Annotated in this window: 16 protein-coding genes; 7 read left to right on the plus strand and 9 right to left on the minus strand. The window is 58.0% G+C overall.

Going from position 1 to position 21,172, the window contains the following annotated elements; translation table 11 throughout:
• Nucleotides 1-49: 49 nt before the first annotated feature.
• The 6 genes from MHX65_RS04110 to MHX65_RS04135 all read right to left on the minus strand — a co-directional run bounded on the left by MHX65_RS04110 (nt 50) and on the right by MHX65_RS04135 (nt 7,907).
• Nucleotides 50-2,917 carry a DNA methyltransferase gene (locus MHX65_RS04110; RefSeq protein ID WP_239268878.1) on the minus strand — a complete coding sequence of 956 codons (2,868 nt, stop codon included), beginning with the start codon at nt 2,915-2,917 and terminating at the stop codon, nt 50-52.
• A gap of 530 nt (nt 2,918-3,447) precedes the next feature.
• Nucleotides 3,448-3,732 (minus strand): transposase, encoded by a 285-nt coding sequence (locus tag MHX65_RS04115; RefSeq protein ID WP_239268880.1) that lies wholly within the window; start codon nt 3,730-3,732, stop codon nt 3,448-3,450.
• 208 nt (nt 3,733-3,940) lie between these two features.
• The gene (locus MHX65_RS04120; RefSeq protein ID WP_005276566.1) at nt 3,941-4,315 is read right to left on the minus strand and encodes a hypothetical protein; all 375 of its coding nucleotides are present in this window, start codon (nt 4,313-4,315) and stop codon (nt 3,941-3,943) included.
• A 56-nt stretch (nt 4,316-4,371) separates the two neighbouring features.
• Nucleotides 4,372-5,121, minus strand: a complete 750-nt coding sequence (locus tag MHX65_RS04125; protein ID WP_126318127.1) for a succinate dehydrogenase/fumarate reductase iron-sulfur subunit — start codon at nt 5,119-5,121, stop codon at nt 4,372-4,374.
• The gene (locus MHX65_RS04130) at nt 5,121-7,136 is read right to left on the minus strand and encodes a fumarate reductase/succinate dehydrogenase flavoprotein subunit (protein WP_005276564.1); all 2,016 of its coding nucleotides are present in this window, start codon (nt 7,134-7,136) and stop codon (nt 5,121-5,123) included. The genes MHX65_RS04125 and MHX65_RS04130 overlap by 1 nt, the downstream gene beginning before the upstream one ends.
• A gap of 15 nt (nt 7,137-7,151) precedes the next feature.
• Nucleotides 7,152-7,907, minus strand: a complete 756-nt coding sequence (locus MHX65_RS04135) for a succinate dehydrogenase cytochrome b subunit (protein WP_239268882.1) — start codon at nt 7,905-7,907, stop codon at nt 7,152-7,154.
• A gap of 372 nt (nt 7,908-8,279) precedes the next feature.
• Here MHX65_RS04135 and ramB point away from each other — a divergent pair, with 372 nt between their 5' ends.
• A complete protein-coding gene (gene ramB, locus MHX65_RS04140) occupies nt 8,280-9,689 on the plus strand; it encodes an acetate metabolism transcriptional regulator RamB (protein WP_239268884.1) in 1,410 nt (469 codons plus the stop codon).
• A gap of 92 nt (nt 9,690-9,781) precedes the next feature.
• On the opposite strand, the gene lpdA is transcribed toward ramB, so the two are convergent.
• On the minus strand, nt 9,782-11,194 hold the full coding sequence (gene lpdA / locus MHX65_RS04145) for a dihydrolipoyl dehydrogenase (protein ID WP_239268886.1): 1,413 nt from the start codon (nt 11,192-11,194) through the stop codon (nt 9,782-9,784).
• A gap of 658 nt (nt 11,195-11,852) precedes the next feature.
• Here lpdA and MHX65_RS04150 point away from each other — a divergent pair.
• The 6 genes from MHX65_RS04150 to rfbA all read left to right on the plus strand — a co-directional run bounded on the left by MHX65_RS04150 (nt 11,853) and on the right by rfbA (nt 19,446).
• Nucleotides 11,853-12,932 carry an alpha/beta hydrolase gene (locus MHX65_RS04150; protein ID WP_239268888.1) on the plus strand — a complete coding sequence of 360 codons (1,080 nt, stop codon included), beginning with the start codon at nt 11,853-11,855 and terminating at the stop codon, nt 12,930-12,932.
• Between the two features lie 39 nt (nt 12,933-12,971).
• Nucleotides 12,972-14,297: a M1 family metallopeptidase gene (locus MHX65_RS04155; protein WP_239268889.1), complete on the plus strand. Its 1,326-nt coding sequence runs from the start codon at nt 12,972-12,974 to the stop codon at nt 14,295-14,297.
• Nucleotides 14,298-14,460: 163 nt separating this feature from the next.
• Nucleotides 14,461-16,017 carry an HNH endonuclease signature motif containing protein gene (locus tag MHX65_RS04160; RefSeq protein ID WP_239268890.1) on the plus strand — a complete coding sequence of 519 codons (1,557 nt, stop codon included), beginning with the start codon at nt 14,461-14,463 and terminating at the stop codon, nt 16,015-16,017.
• Nucleotides 16,018-16,151: 134 nt separating this feature from the next.
• Entirely contained in the window at nt 16,152-17,156 is a 1,005-nt protein-coding gene (rfbB, locus tag MHX65_RS04165) for a dTDP-glucose 4,6-dehydratase (RefSeq protein ID WP_239268892.1), read from the plus strand.
• Between the two features lie 2 nt (nt 17,157-17,158).
• Entirely contained in the window at nt 17,159-18,595 is a 1,437-nt protein-coding gene (gene rfbD / locus MHX65_RS04170; RefSeq protein WP_239268894.1) for a dTDP-4-dehydrorhamnose reductase, read from the plus strand.
• Between the two features lie 2 nt (nt 18,596-18,597).
• Complete coding sequence (rfbA, locus tag MHX65_RS04175) at nt 18,598-19,446, plus strand: glucose-1-phosphate thymidylyltransferase RfbA (protein ID WP_239268896.1); 849 nt, start codon at nt 18,598-18,600, stop codon at nt 19,444-19,446.
• On the opposite strand, the gene MHX65_RS04180 is transcribed toward rfbA, so the two are convergent.
• Both MHX65_RS04180 and MHX65_RS04185 read right to left on the minus strand, forming a co-directional pair.
• Entirely contained in the window at nt 19,443-20,057 is a 615-nt protein-coding gene (locus MHX65_RS04180; RefSeq protein WP_239268898.1) for an MBL fold metallo-hydrolase, read from the minus strand. The genes rfbA and MHX65_RS04180 overlap by 4 nt on opposite strands.
• Nucleotides 20,057-21,157 carry an S-(hydroxymethyl)mycothiol dehydrogenase gene (locus MHX65_RS04185; protein WP_239268900.1) on the minus strand — a complete coding sequence of 367 codons (1,101 nt, stop codon included), beginning with the start codon at nt 21,155-21,157 and terminating at the stop codon, nt 20,057-20,059. The genes MHX65_RS04180 and MHX65_RS04185 overlap by 1 nt, the downstream gene beginning before the upstream one ends.
• Nucleotides 21,158-21,172 lie beyond the last annotated feature (15 nt).

Consider the following 21,172-nt stretch of genomic DNA (forward strand, 5'->3'; position numbering starts at 1 on the left):
AGATGGCTACCCCTATGTCTTGCCCTATGACAAGACATATCGAGTGTTCTTAGGACTCGTTTGAGATGAGCTTCTCGTAGTTAGCAAACAGTAGCTCTTGGCGCTGACGCTCCGTAGTGAGCTTGCGAGAAGCACCAAACGCTTTGTCCACTTCTCGGTCAAGACCATCATGAGCCTTTAAAAGCTCTGGTGCCATTGCGAGCGGGTTATAGTGCTCAGCTAGTGAGCGCTCTGGATGAAGCGCGCGAGCGTCGAGAACCTTCTGGCCAGCCTTAATAATTCGTTGCCGTGACTTCTCGTCTATCTCTGGCACAGGGAAAGTATTCCAAGTCAATGTGTTTGCGAACCGAAGGTCAGATTTAAGACGCCCACCAATAGTTCTTTGCCATGCGATAAACATCGATGACGATGCTAGAGAGAATTGCAGCCCGTCAGGGTCATTTGCCCAGAACGCAAGATTCGAAAGTACATACTCAGGACTTAGCCACTGAACGGTGTAGTACTTCCGGGTTTCACTTACAACACTCGGCATAGCTAGGAAATTATCTTTCGGTTCAGGCCCAGGACGGAAGATTGCCGGAGTGTCTTTAAGTTTGTAGGCGTCTCCGGTTTCCCGCTGAGAACTACGCCACTCGTAGGTGGCGGTAACTCGCTGCTGCAAGATGGGGGAATTATTTAGGTCTTTGGGATCCATATCATCGAGCTTGAAGCACCATCGCCTGATACCGCGCAGTAGTTCCTTAGCGCCGCGAAACGGCCTGAGATATTTAGCGGCGTGTGGATCTTGAACAGCTTCTTCATAGTCGTTTAGCTCAACGATGAGATTCCCATTCTCAGCGGGCTTTCGACCACCCTTAACTTCAGAAAGGACAGAACTTAGCCGCTTAGAGCGCTTCACAACTAACACATTTGGGCCGTCGACAAGGTATCCATTAATCCTCTGTCCCACTGACTGCTCAACGGGTTCTCCCTTAATATCTGGGTAATCCCATAAACGTGGCTTAGCTTCACTATCCCGGGTTAAGCCAACAACGACGCAGTGAACAGCGGCCTTTCCGGGTGCTTCAGAGTCCCATTTAAAGGTGCGGTGGGCAAACTTAATTCGCCATCCTTCTTGAAATAAGGGCCCAAACAATGCAGGGACTGGTTGGCCTTGGGTAATCGAGTTGGTGGTCACGTAGGCAAACTCGCCGGGTCGGTCGGCAAGTAGATCTTTTGCCTTTGCATGCCAGCCGGTGACGTAATCCAAATAGCCGTCGTAGTCTTTCCCCCAGACCCGCTTCATATCCGCAGTCTGCTCTGCAGTCTTGGTGTATTGGCCAATAAACGGCGGATTGCCGAAAACATAAGTCTTATTGGCAGCAGATGGAAGTATGTCTTTCCAACCAAGCTGTAAGGCATTACCGTGAATAATGTGGGCAGTAATTTTAATCGGCAAGCGCTCAGGGGGCCTACCGACAGCATTGGCTAATTCTTTATTGGCTTGGTGGTCCACCAGGAACATCGCGGTCTCGGCAATCTTGCTAGGCCACCAGTTCAACTCAAAGCCGTAGAACTGTCCGATGGAAAGCCTCTGCTCCCACTCAATATTCAATGACATTCCGGTTTCGCCGCGACGCTGACGGATTGCGACAATCACGTCCGTTTCAATCCGGCGCAATTCCCGGTATGCCAGCAGGAGGAAGTTGCCAGAGCCGCAGGCTGGGTCACAGAAGATCAGCTCGGAGAGGGAGTCACGGAAGCGCTCCAGCGCAGCCACCGACGTCGATGGAGAAGACACCAGTTTGTCTGCCTCAGCTCGAAGTTCGTCTAGGAAAAGCGGGCCAATCGTCTTCATAATGTTGGCCTTAGACGTGTAGTGCTCGCCGTCGCCGCGGCGAGCTTCCTTCGATTTAACCAACTGGAACAAGGAGCCAAAGACGGAGACGTCAATCGTCGACCAATCAAAGTCACAAGCAGCAAGCAAGGCTTCGCGCATTTGGTAGTCGAAGTACTCCGAGGCCAACGGCTCGGCAAACAAAGCACCATTGACATAAGGGAACTTCGCTAACGTCAACGGCAAACGCTTTGGTCGCTTCTCCGGGGCGGTATTAAGCACGCTAAATAATTCATTAAGCTGTGGGCCAAGTGATTCCGGGGTGGTTTCATTGCGCACAAAGTCCGCAAACAAATGCGGGGTATCCCATAATCCCGAGTCATCACCGAAAAGAAGGAAAAGAATTCGGGTGAGGTAGATAGAAGTGCGCATAACGCGCTCGTCTTCTTCCTCCGGAGTGGTGGGTGCTTCATCGCCTACAGCTTCATCTACCTCGTCGCCGTTCATCGCGCGGAAGAGTTCCACCATCAGGTGAGAAGCTTCTAATGAAGCTTTTTCTTCCTCACGGTAGGCACTAGTTTCATAGTCGGCGAGGAACGCGAGTTGTTCGACGTGCTCGTCAATCTCATCCAATGGGAACGTGATGTCCCAAGCTGCGTTATCGCCTACATAGTCGCGGTTAAGGTGAGTAACCCGCAGGGTCTCGAAGTTGGAGCAGACAACATACGCCGGCAACTGCGAGTTCGGGATGGTACCGCCCAGCAGGTAATCGAGGGCCTGAACGTGGGCGTCGTCGAGCGGTACTCCAAGGGACTTGGCCTCACCAATGACTTTGCCAGGCATGAACATGTCGATCTTTCCAGTACGCCCCGTCGAGGCGCGTTTAGCACTGCGCTGGTACAGGTACAGGTCGCGGGCGTTAACTCCAAAGCAATCGAGAAGGTCGCCCCAGAATTGTTGATCGTGACTCGACTCGGTCGCAGGCCGGTTTTCCGCCCTCCACTGCTCAATGTGGTCAAGCCACCGAAGTTTGAACTCGGTGAGGTTGTGGCGAATAGTAGCTCGATCAAAACAGTCGGAGAGGCCATGACCATTAAGCATATATGCCCGAGCACCCTTCGTTTGGCTATGCGCGCGGTTTAGATTCCTTCGTGGGCCTGTCCCCAGAATGTAGACGCATCGAGAGGTCGGGCACGGGCTTGGCTTCAGCTCTGAGTAATTAGGCCACGCCTCCCCAGAACTGTGTGAGCATAGGGTGACGCTGGGGAGGCATCGACAATTCGCATGCTCCTCCCCTTTTACGTCTCCCTCAGCGTGTTGGGTGAATGCAAGAACAGCTATTTACTGAGACATCCAGCGGGCCCGGCAATTGCCACCTAGAGAAGGCATAAGGTTGCGTCCGCTAGTGTGGTTTATCTGTAACCCGTGGTAAGCCTCGTGCCGGTGCACAAGGCGTTAATTACCCGGAAAAATCAATAACCTCGGCGATTTACTCCTACTTCCGTAGTGCAGGGATCGTTCCGAGGCTTTCAAGATAAAGACTAGCATTTCCATAATGAGAATCCAGGATCGACCATAGAACGAGGCTTGACCCACGCCGGGGATGAGGGCCGATCACCAGTGGGACTGCTTTAAGCAAAATATGTGACGGCCTTGCGCAGGATGTCACATTCTTCGCGCAGTTGTGCTTGTTCTTTTTCTAACTGGCGGATCCGCTCGGAATCATCTACCGGCTGGGCTTTATCCTGCATGGCTTTTATGCGGGCACGTTTACCGGTGCCGTACTTCTTGACCCATGAATGCAGCGACGCACGGTTGATACCGAGCTCTGCTGATGCTGAGTTCAGCGAAAGGCCCTCATTGTTCTCATAGAGGGCCACGGCATCGCGCTTGAACTGTTCGGAGTACCTGGACATGGTGGTAGATTACCAATCTTGCCAACCCGACTGTGCTGGATATCAGGCGTCCAGCACATAGGGGCCAGTTCAACCTCGAGGAGATGCGGGTTGGGCGCTAAGGGGCATCGGCAAGCGCCAGCTCTCCCGTCAAAACAGGAATAGCCCCGCCTCCTGGCATGTTCTCAATGCTATTGGAGGTGGGGCTGGAGGTGCTTAAGAGCGAATACTAGTTAACTCGGCCGGTTTCCTTGCGGTACTGGCGGTAGTAACGGCGTCCATAGTGGATGGTGCCGGCGGCGGCGATGGCCACCACAACCAAGGAAATGACGCCGATGGCGATGGTCAGGCCGTAGTTGCCTTCACCTGCGGTGCCCAGCGGGGTGTCCCACACGCCGAGGCCCCAGATGAGGATGCCGGCTGCCGGCAGGCAAGACAGGATCAAGCCCATGCCGACCCACGTGGAGGTGCGGAGAAGGGAAGAGTGAGGAGCTGCGAAGGATACTGGGTCGTAGCCTTCGATGTAGTTGTCCTGAATCTTGCCGGAGAACTCCGGATACGTTTCGCTCTGGTAGTCAGCAACTACGTGGGTGTTATCGCTCATGGCGGAGTCTTTCTGTCTTTCTCTCGTTCCTAGTATTCCTACGGAATAACTCTAGCTTAGTCGTCCTTGCCACGGAAAGCAGCACGTGCACGTTCGCGGGTAACGGCAGATACTGCGGTCAGTGGGACGCCAGCCGGGCAGACATCGGCACACTCACCGTAGAGGGAGCAGTGGCCGAAGTTGGATTCCAAATCAGCAACCATGTTGCGGGCACGGCTGCCGCGCTCTTCCTTACCCAGCGGCATCATGGACAAGTGAACCAGCTTGGCGCCGGTGAACAGGTGTGCCGCACCGTTCGGGCAGGCAGCAACGCAGGCACCGCAACCAATGCAAGCGGCGTGGTCCAGCGAGTACTCGGCGGTCTCGTGGTTGATGTGCATGGTATCGGCATCCGGTGCGGTGCCGGCATCCATGGATACGTAACCGCCCTGCTCCATCACGTGGTCCAGTGCGGAGCGGTCAACCACCATGTCCTTAATGACGGGGTACGCAGCGGAGCGGAAGGGCTCGAGCTGAATGGTGTCGCCATCGTTGAAGTTGAACAGGCGCTGCTGGCAGGCAGGGGTGTTCTGGCCCGGGCCGTGTGGGCGACCGTTGACGGTCAAACCACAGGTACCGCAGATGCCCTCGCGGCAGTCAGAAGCGAAAGCGAACGGTTCTTCGCCGCGCTCAACATAGCCGTCGTTGACGTGGTCCAATAGCTCCAGAATGGACATCTGCTCGGAGGCATCATCCACCTGGACGGTTTCGAATTTACCTTCCTGGGTGGGTCCGGCTTGACGCCAGATCTCAAGTGTCAATTTCATTACTTGTAGTTCCTTGTCATCAGCGGGATCGAGTCAAAGTACAGGGGTTCTGCGTGGCGGATGAACTCGTTCTTGTTCGCGCCCGGCTCCCAGGCGGAAACGAAGCACCAGTTTTCGTCGTCACGCTCGGCTTCGCCTTCTTCAGAAAGGTGATCTTCGCGGAAGTGAGCGCCGCAAGACTCATCGCGGTCAAGGGCGTCGATGCACATGAGCTCACCCAGGTCCAGGTAATCGGCAACGCGCAGGCCGTATTCCAGGACTTGGTTCATGTCATTCGCCTCACCAGGGATGCGGACGTTCTTCCAGAAGTCATCGCGCAGGGCACGGATCTTCTCGATGGTGTCCTTCAGGTCCTCGACGTTACGGGACACACCGCAGCCGAAGTACAGCAGGTCACCCAGCTGGCGGTGGTAGTGGGACGGACCGTGCGGGTCATCGCCGTGGACCTGCATCAGCTTGTCGATGCGCTCCTGGGACTTCTGCACGGCTTCTTGTGCCTCAGCGGAGTCCTCGGCCAGCTTGTCCTCGTTGAGGTGGTCAGCCAAGTAGTTCGGGATGGTAAACGGCAGGGTGAACCAGCCGTCAACAGAAGCCGAAAGCAGGGAGTTCGCGCCCAGGCGGTTAGCACCGTGGTAGGTCCAAGAGCACTCACCGGCGGCGAAGAGGCCGTCAATAGAGGTCATCTCGTTGAAGTCGGTCCACAGGCCCCCCATGGTGAAGTGGCAGGTAGGAGCGATGCGCATGGGGGTCTCGTACGCGGACTCACCAATGGCCTCTTCATACATCTGAATGAGGTTGGAGTAACGCTCGCGGATCTTATCCTTACCCAAACGTTCGATGGCGTCACGGAAGTCCAGGTAGACCGAGTTCTTCAGCGGTCCAACGCCCAGGCCCTTGTTAATCTGCTGCGAGATTGCACGGGAGGCAACGTCACGGGGAACCAAGTTACCGAAGGCCGGGTAGCGGCGCTCCAAGAAGTAGTCGCGCTCTTCTTCCGGAATGGTGTTCGGGTCGCGGTCGTCGCCCTCTTCCTTGGGCGACCAGATGCGGCCATCGTTACGCAGGGACTCCGACATCAAAATGGTCTTGGACTGCCAGTCAGAGTTGACCGGCAGGCCCGTCGGGTGGAACTGCACGAACGCCGGGGAAGCCAGATAAGCGCCCTTGTCATAAGCGCGCATCATGGCGCTGGCGTTGGAGTTCTTCGCCAGGGTGGACATGTGGTAAACGTTGCCGTAACCACCGGTACCCAGGATGACGGCGTGGCCGGTGAAGGCCTTGAGCTCACCGGTAATCAGGTTGCGGGTGACAATGCCGCCCGCGCGCTTCTTGCCGTTGTCCTCATAGGTGATGATGTCCTGCATATCGTTGTGGGCAAAAAGCTCCACATTGCCCAGGCCGATCTGACGGTACAGTGCAGAGGTCGTGGACAGCTGCAGCTGCTGACCTGTTTGGCCACGGGTGTAGTAGGTACGGGAGACCTGCACACCACCGAAGGAACGGGTGGCCAAGGTGCCGCCGTATTCACGGGCAAACGGGGCGCCGATGGCGTTCATGTGGTCGATAACACGAACGGACTCGTTGGCCAGGCGCCAGCAGTCAGACTCGCGGCAGCGGTAGTCGCCGCCCTTTACGGTGTCCTTGGTGTGGCGGTAAGCGGAGTCATTATCCACCTTCTTGGCACGGGAGGCGTTGACACCACCCTGCGCAGCAATGGAGTGCGCGCGGCGCGGGGAGTCGTGGTAGGTAAAGACCTTAACGCCGTAGCCCAATTCACCAAGGGCTGCCGCAGCAGCGCCCGCGGACAAGCCGGTACCTACGACGAGGACCTCAAACTTGCGGCGGTTCAGTGGGGAGACCAGGTTCATGTGGTCAACGTGGTGAGCCCACATATCCTTCATCGGCACGCCGTGCGGTTCCTGGGATTCCAGGATATTACCAGCGGAGACGCCCTCAACGATGGACTTTGGGTGCGAGAAGTTGGGGTGTTCACGCTTGAGTTCAGTAGTAGTCATGGGTTCCTATCTCCTTTAGCTGACCAAGCCCAGGGCAACGGACAAAGGCATAACGATGTTGCCGATGCATACAACGGCCGGGATGATGTACGCCAAGACCAAGAAGGTCTGACGCCATTTTGCACCGGTGATACCCAGGTCAGATGCGGCAAGGCGGATGCCGTGGGTCAGGTGCAGGAAGAGGCAGCACATTGCCAGCACGTAGAAGATGGTGACCGGCCAACGGCTAAAGGTTTCGATCATATTGGCCTTGACAGAACCTTCAACGAAGGCCTCTGGAGCAACCGGCTGTACGCCCAAGGTGAGGTCCAGCAAGTGGAAGATGATGAAGAGCAGCAGCACTACACCGGTTACCAGCATGGACTTGGTGGCGAAGGAATCCAGGCCACCCATCAGGTTGGTGCGCTTGAACTTGCCGCGGGATGCCTTGGAGCGGGAAGCCAAGGTAAAGGCACCGTAGATGTGGGCCAGAATTGCCACGATCAGCACGATGCGGATGATCCACAGGGCAGAGCCGTGCGGCAGCAGCGGTTCACCCATAGAGCGCAGGAACTCGCCGTACTCATCCAGGGCGGGCTCACCGTTGTGTGCCGGCATGTACAGCTTCAGGTTGCCGGCCATGTGGCCGACCACGAAAAGCGCAAAGAGCAAACCGGTAACGGCCATGATGAGCTTCAGTACCCACGATGGCGTTCCGGGATTCTGACGAATTGGTTCATTAGTGATGTGTCCGTGAGCAATTGCCTCACGGTCCGGATTTCTTAAAGTCATGACACCTCCATAGTCATACTCACCTTAACCGGGCTTAACCGCTGGTTACTAGTTATTTTCGAGCGGTTATTTACTCCCGGTTCGCAAGCATGACTAGGCGGTAAGATCTTTTAGGTAAGGGTATCCTGATAAGAAGAATATGAAAACGCTGTCACCTTGGCTACCTCCATTTACGCAATACAGATGTTTCATATTTATGTACCAAACTGTGAGCTTCACCACTCCGTGTTACGCGAGTGATTAACCCACCCCTTTATGTGTCAAACTTTCGCATGAAACCCCACAAACCCCGTGTCCAGGTAGCGAAGAGTCTTCACAAAATTTTCGCCATAAAGATGCACAGCCGCGCTTTCTACTAGTAATCTTTGGCGCATGAGTAAGACGTATGTGGGCTCTCGCCTTCGCCAGCTTCGCCGTGAACGCGATCTCAGCCAAGCCTCCCTAGCTGGCACCCTCGGCCTTTCCGCCAGTTACGTCAACCAGATTGAACACGACGTCCGTCCGCTCACCGTGCCGGTGCTGCTGCGCATCACCGAGGTCTTTGGCGTCGACGCCACGTTTTTCTCCCGCGATGATGATTCCCGCCTCCTCGCGGAGATTCAGGACGTCATCCAAGACAAAGAGCTGTGCCCCTCCCCCGTGGAGCTCCAGGAGCTATCGGAGCTGGTGTATAACCACCCCACCGTCGCCCGCACGCTTGTCGATGTACACCGCCGCTACCGCAATGTGCGCGATAAGCTGTCGCTGGCTACGGATACGAGGAGGACATCGGAAAGCGCCGCTGCCCTATCCATGCCACACGATGAGGTGCGGGACTTCTTTTATGCCCGGCAGAATTACTTGGACGGGCTGGACCATCACGCAGAGGAGCTTGCCGGTGACCTCGGCGTTTCCGGGTTCGGCATTCGCGATACCGAAAAAGCGCTGGCAAACCGGCTGCGCGAGAAACACGGCGTAGAAATCGAGCTGACGGCGCAGATGGATGGCACGCTGCACCGCTTTGACCGCGAGAGCGGGCAGTTCACGCTCGCCTCGCGCCTGAGCGAGGGCCAACGCGCCTTCCGCATGGCCGCCGAGCTCGGCCTGCTCGAGGCCCAGGACCAGATCTCCGTGCTCGTGGCCGATGAGCCCTTTACCTCTGATTCCTCCCGCAGCTTGGCAAAACGCGGCCTGGCCAGCTACTTCGCCGCCGCCACACTCATGCCCTATACCATGATGCACAGCGAGGCCGAGCGCGCCGGCTACGACGTGGAATACCTATGCCAGGTCTTCGGCGTGGGATACGAGACGGTCGCCTCCCGGCTTTCCACCCTGCAGCGCGATAACCTGCGCGGCATTCCGTTTACCTTCGTGCGCGTGGATCGCGCCGGCAATATGTCCAAGCGGCAATCCGCTACCGGCGTACATTTTTCCAATAACGGCGGCACCTGCCCGCTCTGGAATGTCTACGAGACCTTCACCCGTCCAGGTGTCATCTCGCGCCAGCTCGCGCAAATGCCCGATGGCCGCAACTACCTGTGGATTTCCCGCGCCGTGCAGCACCATCAGGGACGCTACGGCGATACCAATAAGCTCTTCGCCATTGGCTTGGGCTGCGAGGCCCGCCACGCCGATCGCACGGTCTATGCGGAGGGCCTCGACCTCACCAATCTCCACGCCGCCACCCCCATCGGGCCAGGGTGTCGCACCTGCGCCCGGGAAAACTGCTCGCAGCGCGCTTTCCCGCCCATCAACGAGGCAATCAATATCGATATCCACCGCTCGGCGGTCGCGCCTTACTAGCTGGGCTTTATCCGCACACAGCGAAACGGCACCGCGGTCCTCCTTTCTGGAGAACGCTGCGGTGCCGTTATGCGGTATAGGGGGACGCTTGTTTAGAGGTTGATCATGTGGCCGCTGATACCTTCGGCGGCTTCCTTCATGGCCTCAGACAAGGTCGGGTGGGTGTGTACGTTGCGGCCGATTTCCTCAGTGGTCAGGTCGAAACGCTGCGCCAAGGTCAACTCAGGCAAGAGCTCCGAAACATTGGAGCCCACCATGTGTCCGCCGATGAGCTCGCCGAACTCGCCGTCAGCAATAAGCTTCACAAAGCCGGCGGTCTCATTCAGGCCGGCTGCCTTACCGTTTGCGGAGAACGGGAAGGTAGCAACCTTGATGTCCTTATCCGGGAACTTCTCCTTGGCTGCCTCTTCGGTGTAACCGAAGGATGCAACCTGCGGGTTGCAGAAGGTAGCGCGCGGCATGTTGTTGTAGTCACCCAAGAATTGGGTTTCTGCATCAGCAATGGTTTCTGCCGCTACAACGCCCTGCGCCTCTGCCACGTGGGCCAGCTGCAGCTTCGCGGTGACGTCACCGATGGCGTAAATGTGGTCAACGTTGGTGCGCATCCGGTCATCGATGTCGATGGCACCGCGCTCAGTCAGCTCAACGCCGGTGTTCTCAAGGCCAAAGCCCTCAACGCGCGGGGCAAAGCCGATGGAGATCATGGCGCGATCCACGGTCAAGGTGTCCTGCTTGGAGCCATCCTTGGATTCCACCTCAACGGTGACATCGTCGCCGTTGTCCTTTACAGAGGTGGTCTTGTAACCGGTCAGGAGCTTAACGCCGAGCTTCTTGTACTGCTTGGCAATCTCCTTGGATACGTCCTTGTCCTCGTTCGGCAGGACGCGGTCCATAAACTCCACGATGGTAACGTCCACACCGTAGTTGGCCAGCACGTAAGCAAACTCCATGCCGATCGCGCCGGCGCCCACGATGACCATGGACTTCGGTGCTTCCTCGTTCAGGATCTGCTCCTCATAGGAGACGATATTGCCGCCGAGCTCAACGCCAGGCAGGGACTTGACCACGGAGCCGGTGGCGATGATGCAGTCATCAAAGGTAACGGTCTTACCTTCGTCATCGCCCTCAGTAATCTCAATGGTCTTATCGTCCTTGAAGGAACCCAGACCGTTGATCTCGGTGATCTTGTTCTTCTTCATCAAGTAGTGAACGCCCTTGACGATGCCCGAAGAAACCTTGCGGGAGCGCTTGTGGGCTACACCGAAATCAAAGGAAACATCGCCGGAGATGCCAAAAGCCTTCGCCTCGTGGTTGAAGGTGTGGGCAACCTCTGCATTCTTCAGCAGCGACTTGGAGGGAATACAGCCTACGTTGAGGCAGACTCCGCCCCAGTACTGCTTTTCAATAACAGCGACTTTCTTTCCAAGCTGAGCTGCACGGATGGCGGCAACGTAGCCGCCAGGGCCCGCACCGAGTACTACTACGTCATAATGTTCGTTAGTCACGCCCTACAGGATACGTAACTTTGTCCTGAATGTCGCGTAATTGGTCACACTTGGGGGCACCCCACCCCAAGCCGCGGTGAGGATAGGGAAAGGGCCCTGCAAGGGGGCATCGGCAAGCAGCAGATACACCTCCGCAGGGCCCTTAAGCAATCTTGGACTTAAATCACGCCCAAGGATGCTAGCAGCTTGGAATATGCATCCATTGCAGAGTGGATGAATGGCCCAATGAATTCATTGAAGGACACGAGGGCGGAGTCAAAAAGGTTCATTGAAGTTCTTTCTCTTGATGGGGCGCGAGTAGACAATCTCGCTGCTTAGCTTTTCACACTAAAAGCACTAACGCAGCCGTTACTGATGTTATTACAGGTGTGTTATTACAGGTGCCAACCGCGTCACGCCGTGCTTCATTGGGAAATTATGACATAGAAACCTCAGTTGTCCCAGCGTTACTTATTATTGATAGCAGAAAAGGCAATGAAGGTATGCCTACCCCCACTATTCCCCCACATCAGTGAAAGTCTTTACCGCCAGGCGTTTATTGGGCACTATTAATGGTTAGGTCTACATGTAGGAATACTAAATATACTTCCCTCAACATGCCGATTTTTCGCGGCCGAAGTATAGTTATCGAGTCCACTCCCTACAGGAAAGAAGCACCATGAAGCGTCTCAATTCTGTCCTCGCGGCAGCTGCGGTTTGCACGGGCTTGGCTTATGCCCCCGTGGCAGGCGCGGCCGAGCTGACCCCGCAGCAGGTGGCGGGCGATGCCGCACAGTCCACGATTTCCCCGCTGGAGCCTACCCCGGAAATCGAGGGTAAGTCCTGGTACAAGAAGTACAAGGACGATGCGCGCGTTGAAAAGCTCGAGGCAACCTCACCGGCAATGAATGACCGGAAGATTCCGCTAGCCGTCATCCGCGCCAAGAGCGAAAACCGCCCAACCATTTACCTGCTCAATGGCGCAGGCGGGGCAGAACAAGACATGGATTGGCTGAAGCTTTCTGATGCCGTTGATTTCTACCACTCGAAGGACGTCAACGTCGTCGTCCCGCAGGCCGGCGCTTTCTCCTACTACACCGACTGGATCTCTGAGCCGAATTCGGGCTTCCTCAAGGGACCACAAAAGTGGGAGACCTTCTTGACCAAGGAGCTGCCGGGGGCCATCGAGAAGCACATCAATGCCGATAACCACCGCGCCATCGCGGGCATGTCCATGTCCGCCACCTCTTCCTTGCTGCTAGCTCAGCACAACCAGGGCTTCTACGATGCAGTGGGCTCATACGCCGGTTGTGCCGCTACCGCTTACCCGCTGGAGCGCCAGGCCGTAGAGCTGACCGTCAACCGCGGCGGCGGCAGCGTGGACCAGATGTGGGGCCCGTACGGCTCTGAGACCAACCGTTACAACGACGCCATGATGAACGCCGATAAGCTGCACGGTACCGAGCTATACATTTCTTCCGGTTCCGGCCTGGCAAGTGAAGAGGACACTTATAGCTACCTGCGCTCTATGGGTCTGGACCAAGAAGATGCCATCCGTGGGTCTTCTACCCTGCAGGTTGAGGGCGGCGGCATCGAAGCTGGGGTGAACTACTGCACCCACAACTTCAAGGCCAAGCTTGACCAGGCCGGAGTGCCAGCCACCTACAACTTCCGCAATACCGGAACCCACTCGTGGCCGCACTGGAAAGAGGATCTGAAGGATTCTTGGCCAGTATTCGAGCGGGCATTCAATAGCTAAATTTCGGCTGCGCGTGACGGGCGGTAGGATCGCAATATTATGACATTGCTTCCTACCGCCTTTTCGCGTGCGCATACTGATCCCTATACCGGCGTGGACTTCAACCTTGGTTTTGAAATCACCCACTACACGCTGGACTTGAACTACCGCGTGGAGCCTAACCTGCTGCAGGGTGAGGCCATTTTAAGCGTGCGCGCGGTGGAAGAGCTGACCTCCTTAACTTTGGACCTCGGCGGGGCGATGGTGGCCCGGCGCGTGACCGCCAAGCATGCCCCGCGGGTGGCTAAGTTCCGCCAATCTTCCGGGAAGCTGCGTCTGCGTTTTGCGTCCGAGATCTCTGCCGGTACCGAGTTTGAGCTGCACATTCGCTACGGCGGCAGCCCGCGCCCCATCCGCACCACCTGGGGCGAAATTGGGTGGGAGGAAACCGAATCCGGCTCATTGGTGGCCAGCCAGCCCAATGGCGCGCCCAGCTGGTTCCCGTGCGATGACACGCCTTCAGAAAAGGCTCCGTATGACATCATCATCACCGCCGATAGCCCCTTTACCGTCATTTCCAATGGCGAGTTGGTCTCCCGCAAGGCCGGCGGTTCCACCACCCGGTGGCACTACCGCACTCGCCACCCCATGGCCACGTACCTGGCAACGGTGCAGGTAGGAGAGTTTTCTTCTTATTCGCTGGGGCCTGATACCCAGGCGTGGGCCTCGGCGTTCTTGCGCGAGCGCGTGCGGGAGGAATTTTCCCAGCAGCAGGAGATGGTGGATTTCTTCTCCTCTATTTACGGGCCTTATCCCTTCCCCACCTATCAGGTCGTCATTACCGAGGATGAGCTGGAGATTCCCCTCGAGGCCCAAGGCCTGTCCATCTTTGGTTCCAACCATGTGAAGGGTGATCACGCCTTTGAGCGGCTCATCGCACACGAGCTGTCCCACCAATGGTTTGGCAATTCCGTTGGCCTTTCTGAGTGGAAGGATATTTGGCTCAATGAGGGTTTTGCCTGCTACAGCGAGTGGTTGTGGGGTGAGCACAAGGGCGGCGCATCCGCGCGCGAGGCGGCGCGCTCGCATTATCAGGTCCTGTCCCGCAAGCGCCAAGACATCAAGGTTTCTGATCCGGGCGCGCGCGATATGTTCGATGATCGCGTGTACAAGCGCGGGGCCCTCGCGGTACACGCCATTCACCGGCTGCTTGGCGATGCCTTCTTCCCCACCCTCTCCTTTTACCTCACCCAGCATCAGCACTCCGTGGTCGAGCCCTCCGATCTCCTCTCCGCCTTCCGTGAGGCTGCGCCGGACGCCGCTCTTTTCGATGCCACCGTTGCCGCATGGCTCGATGAAACAGCGTTGCCCAAGTTTCCGGATTAGTGGTTTTGGGCGCTGTTTGGTGGGGGGTTGCTTGCGTTTGGTTGCGGCTGGGCCCGTTTAAGTGGGGAATGTACAGTCTATTGACCAATTCCTTTCTTGCTGTTGCGCTGGCGTTTTATTGGATTACAATAGAACATGAAAGCGAAACAGGAAGGAGGGAACCATGGAAACTGCCAAGCACACGGAAATCAATACAGCCATTTCAGATGTGGCTGCGGGACTTACGCGCCTGCGCAACCTTATGCAGAATCCGGACGATCTCTCCTTCGAGTTGCTCCACCCCAACTTCGAACATTTAGAGCGGGCGTTGGGCAATAAATCCACCATCGATGCCGCCTTTGCCTTCATTGCAGAGCGCGATGATGCCGGCAGGCGGGTCGGCTCCTCTAAGGCCAAGGATTACTTAGTCGCCCGCCTTGGCCTCACGGAATCTGAGGCCGCCGCCCGCCTGCGCAATGGCAAGAACCTCTTTGCTCCCATCGAGGATCCTGAACCTACTCCCCCGCCAGAGGATGACGAGGCAGACGCGGCGGCGCAAAAGAAAGCCGAGGAGGAAGCGCGCCGCCGCGCCGATCGTGAGCGCCGCGCGGAAGAACAGCGCCGCAAGAAGCTCTTCGAGGAAGACCCTATCCCAGAGCGCGTCCTCAACCTCATCGAACGGGAACTGCGCAACCTCAATAAGTTCGCGGTTCCTGGGCCATGGGAGCTGCGCAATAAGGCCCTGGAAGAGGCCAAGCGCCGCTCCTATGAATCCCTGCGGGATTGGCTGCGTCAGGCCATCCGCAAGGCGAATAAGCATGCCGTGGATCCCTCCGGGAAGCGCGATCCGCACGCGGCCACCCGCAAGCGCCGCTTCAGCATTTCTCACCAAGATGCGGACGGTGGCGTGCACATCTCCGGCTACCTCGATGCCTCTGCCGCCGCGGTCCTGGCCAGTGCCTTCGCCCCTGCCAAGAATAAGGGCAGCGAGAGCCTGAGCCCCGAAGACGATACGCGTACCTATGCCCAGCGCATGGCGGATCAGTTGACCGCGGCACTAGGCAGCTACTTATCCGCAGGCCAAAAGAAATCGGACGGCCTCGGATCCTTCTTCGTGGCCACTACCCTTGAAGAGCTACAAGCGATGAACAGCGATACTCGCTTCACCACGAGCGTGGGAATCGACCTATCCCCGCTCGATCTTCTCCGCTTGGGCGCTGCGCGGAACGACTTTTTCTGCGCCGTCGATGACAAAGGCTTCCCGCTCGAGCTCGGCCGCACCAAGCGCACCGCGTCGCTGTGGCAAAAGCTGGCGCTCGCCGCCAGTGAAATCGTGTGCACCCACCCAGACTGCAACCGGCCGTGGCAAGACTGCGATGTCCACCACCTGCAGGCGTGGTCCCACGGGGGAGCTACAGACCTCCAGAACCTCACTCTGCTCTGCCGCCGGCACCACGTGGACAATAACGATAACCGCGATGGCCGCAATGGCATGGGGCATGCGGAAAGAGACCCAGAAACGGGCCGGGTGGGTTACCGCTCAGCGCATACCGGAGGGCTTTCTCCTTCGGTGGAGCTCAATAACTCCCCCGCTGCAGAGCAAGCCCCGGCGCGCAAGCTCGCTAACCCGCCTGCTCAGCCTCATGAACCGGTGGATTCACCACCCAGTTCCCCGGCCTATTCGCCACACACTTCCGGGACGGATTCACCACCTAGTCCACCACCTCCCGGCACAGCGTGAGCATGCCCTACTATCCACCCGCTACCGTGCCTTCAGGCCGTACGATCATGTCGTGCGGCCTAGAAGTGCGTGTACAAGCGTTTTGGGGCTGGCCACGCGCAGCGCTTGTACGGACTGCCCTACACTGGAGACTCATGCACACCATGCTCGTTACTGGCGGCGCCGGCTTCATCGGCGCCAATTTCGTGCGCCTCATGACCAAGGTGCGCCCAGATACCCGCATCACCGTCCTGGATAAGCTGACCTATGCCGGCAACCGGGATAACCTTGCGGGGCTCGATGTGGAATTAGTGGAGGGCGATATCGCGGATCCTACGGTGGTGAATCCGCTCGTCGCCAAGGCGGATATCGTCGTGCACTTCGCAGCCGAGTCCCATAATGATAATTCCCTGCGGGATCCCTCCCCGTTTATCCACACCAATGTGGTGGGTACCTATACCCTTCTAGAGGCCTGCCGGACATACGATGTCCGCTTTCACCACGTTTCCACCGATGAAGTCTTCGGGGACTTAGAAATTGGGGCGGATACCAAGTTCACGGAAGATACCGCATACGCGCCCTCCAGCCCCTATTCGGCCACCAAGGCGAGCTCCGATCACCTCGTGCGGGCATGGGTCCGATCCTTTGGCCTGCGCGCCACCCTTTCTAATTGCTCAAATAATTACGGGCCTTACCAACACATCGAAAAGTTCATCCCGCGCCAAATCACCAATATCCTCTCCGGGCATACCCCCAAGCTCTACGGCACGGGCGAGCAGGTTCGAGACTGGATCCACGTCGATGATCACAACGCGGCGGTGCTAAAAATCATCGAGGAAGGGCGGATCGGTGAAACGTATAATATCGGCGCTGACCAGCCGGACATCGATAATAAGCGCATCATCGAGATAATCTGCGAAATCATGGGACATACCCAGGGAGGTCGAGCCCTGTACGAGCACGTGGCGGACCGGCCCGGCCACGACCAGCGCTATGCCATGGACGCCTCCAAGCTACGCCGCGAATTAGAGTGGCAGCCCCGCTATACCGATATCCGGGCGGGTCTGGAAGATACCATCGCCTGGTATCGCGATAACGAAACGTGGTGGCGCTCCCAAAAGGATTCTGTAGAAGCCCGCTATAAAGAGCAAGGACAGTAATTATGCAGGTACACAACACCGCCATTGAAGGCCTACGCATCATCGAGCTGGACGTGCACGGGGATAACCGTGGCTGGTTCAAGGAAAACTGGCAGCGCGAAAAGCTTGGCGAGGCCGCGCCAGAGTTGGCTTCGTTCCAGCCGGTGCAAAACAATATTTCTTTTAACCGCACTGGTGCCACGCGCGGGCTGCACGCCGAGCCCTGGGACAAGCTCGTCTCCGTCGCGCACGGCAAGATCTTTGGCGCCTGGTGCGATCTCCGCGAAGGATCGGAAACCTTTGGGGAAATCGTCACCCATGAAGTGGGTCCGGAGACCGCCATATTTGTACCGCGCGGGGTTGCCAATGGCTTTCAAGCGCTCGAGGAAACTTCCTACTCCTACCTGGTCAACGAGCACTGGTCCCCCGAGGCGCGCTATACCGGAATCAACCTCGGCGCCGTGGAGTGGCCCCTCGAACCGCGTGAGGTATCAGAAAAGGATAAGCACCTGCCTGCGCTTGCCGACGTAGCCCCCATGCCTCCCCGCAAAATCCTCGTTACCGGTGCGAATGGCCAGCTCGGTAGGGCGCTGAAGCGGGTTCTTAAGAATGCCGAGTTCTGCACCCATGCGGAGTTCGACATCACCAATCCCCCGCAGCGCCAGTGGAAGCAATACGAGGCCATCATCAACTGCGCCGCCTACAACGACGTCAATGGCGCTGAGGACGATCGCGCCGCCGCCTGGGCCGTGAACGCCGACGCGCCGGCCAAGCTCGCCCGCATCGCTGCCGAAAACCAGCTGACCTTCGTGCACGTATCCAGCGACTACATTTTCGATGGTTCTAAGGAGCTGCATACCGAAGACGAGATTCCCTCGCCCCTTTCCGCCTACGGGGCGTCGAAGGCCGCGGGCGAAACCGCCGCGCAGACCGCACCGCAGCATTATGTCGTGCGCACCTCGTGGGTATTTGGCGATGGCCCAAACTTCATCGCCACCATGCGCCGCTTCGCCGAAGCCGATAAAGAGCCGAAGGTCATTCATGACCAGCGCGGGCGACCCACCTTTGCCGAGGATCTGGCGAAGGGCATCGCGCATCTCCTGCACACCCAGCCCGAGTACGGAATCTATAATATTTCCAATTCTGGCGATACCGTCGGGCGCGATGAAATGGCGATGTCCGTATTCATCGGCTTGGGCCATGACCCATCAGAGGTCACGCCGGTAAGCACCGAACAGTATCGGGAAATCGCTGGCCCCGAAGCACCACGGCCCAAAGAATCAACGCTTGCCCTAGACAAAATCGAGGCCACGGGCTTTTCCCCGCAGAATTGGCGGGCCGCACTCGCCTTGTACCTCGCGCTGTACCCTAGTGAGCCCAGCGATACTGGCAATACCAGCGAGCCCAGCGCCGCAGAAACCGCCAAAACCGCTGAGACCGCAGAGGCCAGCGAGGAGTAGCGATGAAAGGAATAATCCTTGCCGGTGGATCCGGAACGCGGCTTTATCCCATCACTAAGGGCATCTCTAAGCAGCTCATGCCCATTTATGACAAGCCGATGATCTACTACCCGTTGACCACGCTCATCCAAGCGGGCATTCGGGAGATCCTCATCATCACCACCCCAGAGGACGCTGGGGCCTTTCAGAGGCTCTTCGGGGATGGATCCCAACTCGGGTTGATGATCGATTACGCCGTCCAGCCCCGCCCAGAAGGGTTGGCGCAGGCCTTTTTGATTGGGGAGGATTTCATTGGTGATGACGGCGTTGCGCTGGTCCTCGGCGATAATATCTTCCACGGCTTCGGCGGGGAGCTAAGCCAGTGCCGCAATCCAGAGGGCGGCATCATCTTCGCCTATGAGGTATCGGATCCGCAGCGCTACGGAGTCGTGGAATTCGACCGAGCTGGTCAAGCACTGAGCATCGAAGAAAAGCCGGAGGAACCGCGGTCTAATCACGCCGTCGTCGGGCTGTATTTCTACGATAATTCGGTTATCGATATCGCTAAGTCCATCACGCCTAGCGATCGCGGGGAGCTCGAGATCACCTCCATTAACGAGGCCTACCTGCGCCGCGGCGCGCTGAGCGTGCAGCGCCTCCACCGCGGCAGCGTGTGGTTGGATACCGGCACCGTCGATTCCATGAGCGAGGCCGCCGCCTACGTAGAGGTGATGCAAAAAAGGACGGGCATCGTCATCGGTTCCCCCGAAGTGGCAGCCTATGAAGCCGGATTCATCTCGCAGGCGGAGCTGGAAGCGCTAGCCCAGCCCCTCCTCAAATCCGGCTACGGGGAGTACTTGCGCGATTATTAGTAGCCGCGCTCGATGTACTCGTCGATACGCGCCGCTTCCGCGCCCACCGTCGTGGCATCGCCGTGTCCCGGCAAGACCTTCGTGTCATCCGGCAGGTTGAATACGACGTTGCGCAGGGATTCGATGATGACATCGAAGTCCGAGTACTTGCGCCCCGTCGCGCCAGGGCCGCCGTTGAACAGGGTATCGCCAGACAGCAGGGTGCCATCGACGTAGAGGACAACGCAGCCCGGCGAGTGGCCCGGTGTGTGGTAGACAGTGATCTTCTCACCGTTGATGTCGAACTGGCCGTTATCGGCTAGGTCGATGTAGTGGGCATCGCCATTCGCCTCTCGCCAGAGCATGTCATCGTCCGGATGCATGTAGACATCCGTGTCGAAGCGCTTCGCCGCCTCCGGCGCGAGCTCGCAGTGATCGTTGTGGCCGTGGGTCAAGATGATGCCCTCAACCTTGCGATCGCCCACCAGCTCTGCCACGGCATCGAGGTCGTGGGAAGGGTCGACGATGTAGACGCTGGAGGCATCGCCAAGCACGTAGACGTTATTGTCCACGTCCCATTCGCCGCCATCCAAGCGGAACTTGCCAGAAGTTACTGTGCTTTCAATCTGCATTAAAATTCCACCACCGAACGTAGTACCTTGCCGTCCTTCATAGTTTGGAAGGAAGACTCGACATCGTCAAGCGCGATGCGCTCAGAAACGAACTTATCCAGCGGGAAGTTGCCGGCCTTGTGCAGGGCAACGTATGCGGGGAAGTCGCGCTCCGGCAAGCAGTCGCCGTACCAAGCCGGCTTGATGGAACCGCCGCGGCCGTAGAGATCGATGGCCGGGATGTCCACGTGATCGGTCAGGTTAGGCACGCCCACCATCACCATGCGGCCGGCATGATCGCGGGAGTAGAAGGCCTGGCGCCACGTCGGCTGGATGCCCACCGCGTCGATGGAAACATCCGTGCCGAAGCCGCCGGTGAGATCGCGCACCGCATCGATGACCTCCTGCTCCGACATGCCCTTCGAGCAAATGGTGTCGGTGGCGCCGAACTCGCGCGCGGTCTCCAGCTTGGACTCGTCGATGTCTACGGCGATGATCTTCGCCGCGCCCGCCAGCTTCGCACCGGCAATCGCTGCCACGCCAACGCCGCCGCAGCCGAAGATGGCCACGGACTCGCCCAGCTGGATATCGCCGGTATTAACGGAAGCACCGAGGCCAGCCATGATGCCGCAGCCCAGCAGGCCAGCAGCGGCAGGATCCATCTCATCAACCTTGGTGCACTGGCCCTCGTGGACCAGGGTCTTCTCCGCGAAGGAACCGATGCCCAGCGCAGGCGTGAGCTCGGTGCCGGCGTCCGGATCATCGTCTGCGAGTGTCATGCGAGCGGACGCGTTGTGGGTATTGAAGCAGTACTTGGGCTCACCCTTCTTGCAAGCGCGGCACTCGCCGCACACCGCGCGCCAGTTCAGGACGACGAAATCGCCCTCCTCCACGTGGGTGACCGCAGAACCTACGGTCTCCACCACGCCTGCCGCCTCGTGGCCCAGCAGGAAGGGGAAGGCATCCTCGATGTCACCATCGCGGTAGGCCAAGTCGGTGTGGCATACACCGCAAGCCTGCACCCGCACGATGACGTCATTGGGGCCGGGATCGGGAACGACGATATTTACGGTCTCAACTTCCGCACCCTTAGAGCGGGCAATAACAGCTTTTACAGTCATGTCCACAACCATACC

Origin of the sequence: Corynebacterium sp. ACRPS, from assembly GCF_022346005.1 — a bacterium.
In the GTDB taxonomy this organism is placed as follows: Bacteria; Actinomycetota; Actinomycetes; order Mycobacteriales; family Mycobacteriaceae; genus Corynebacterium.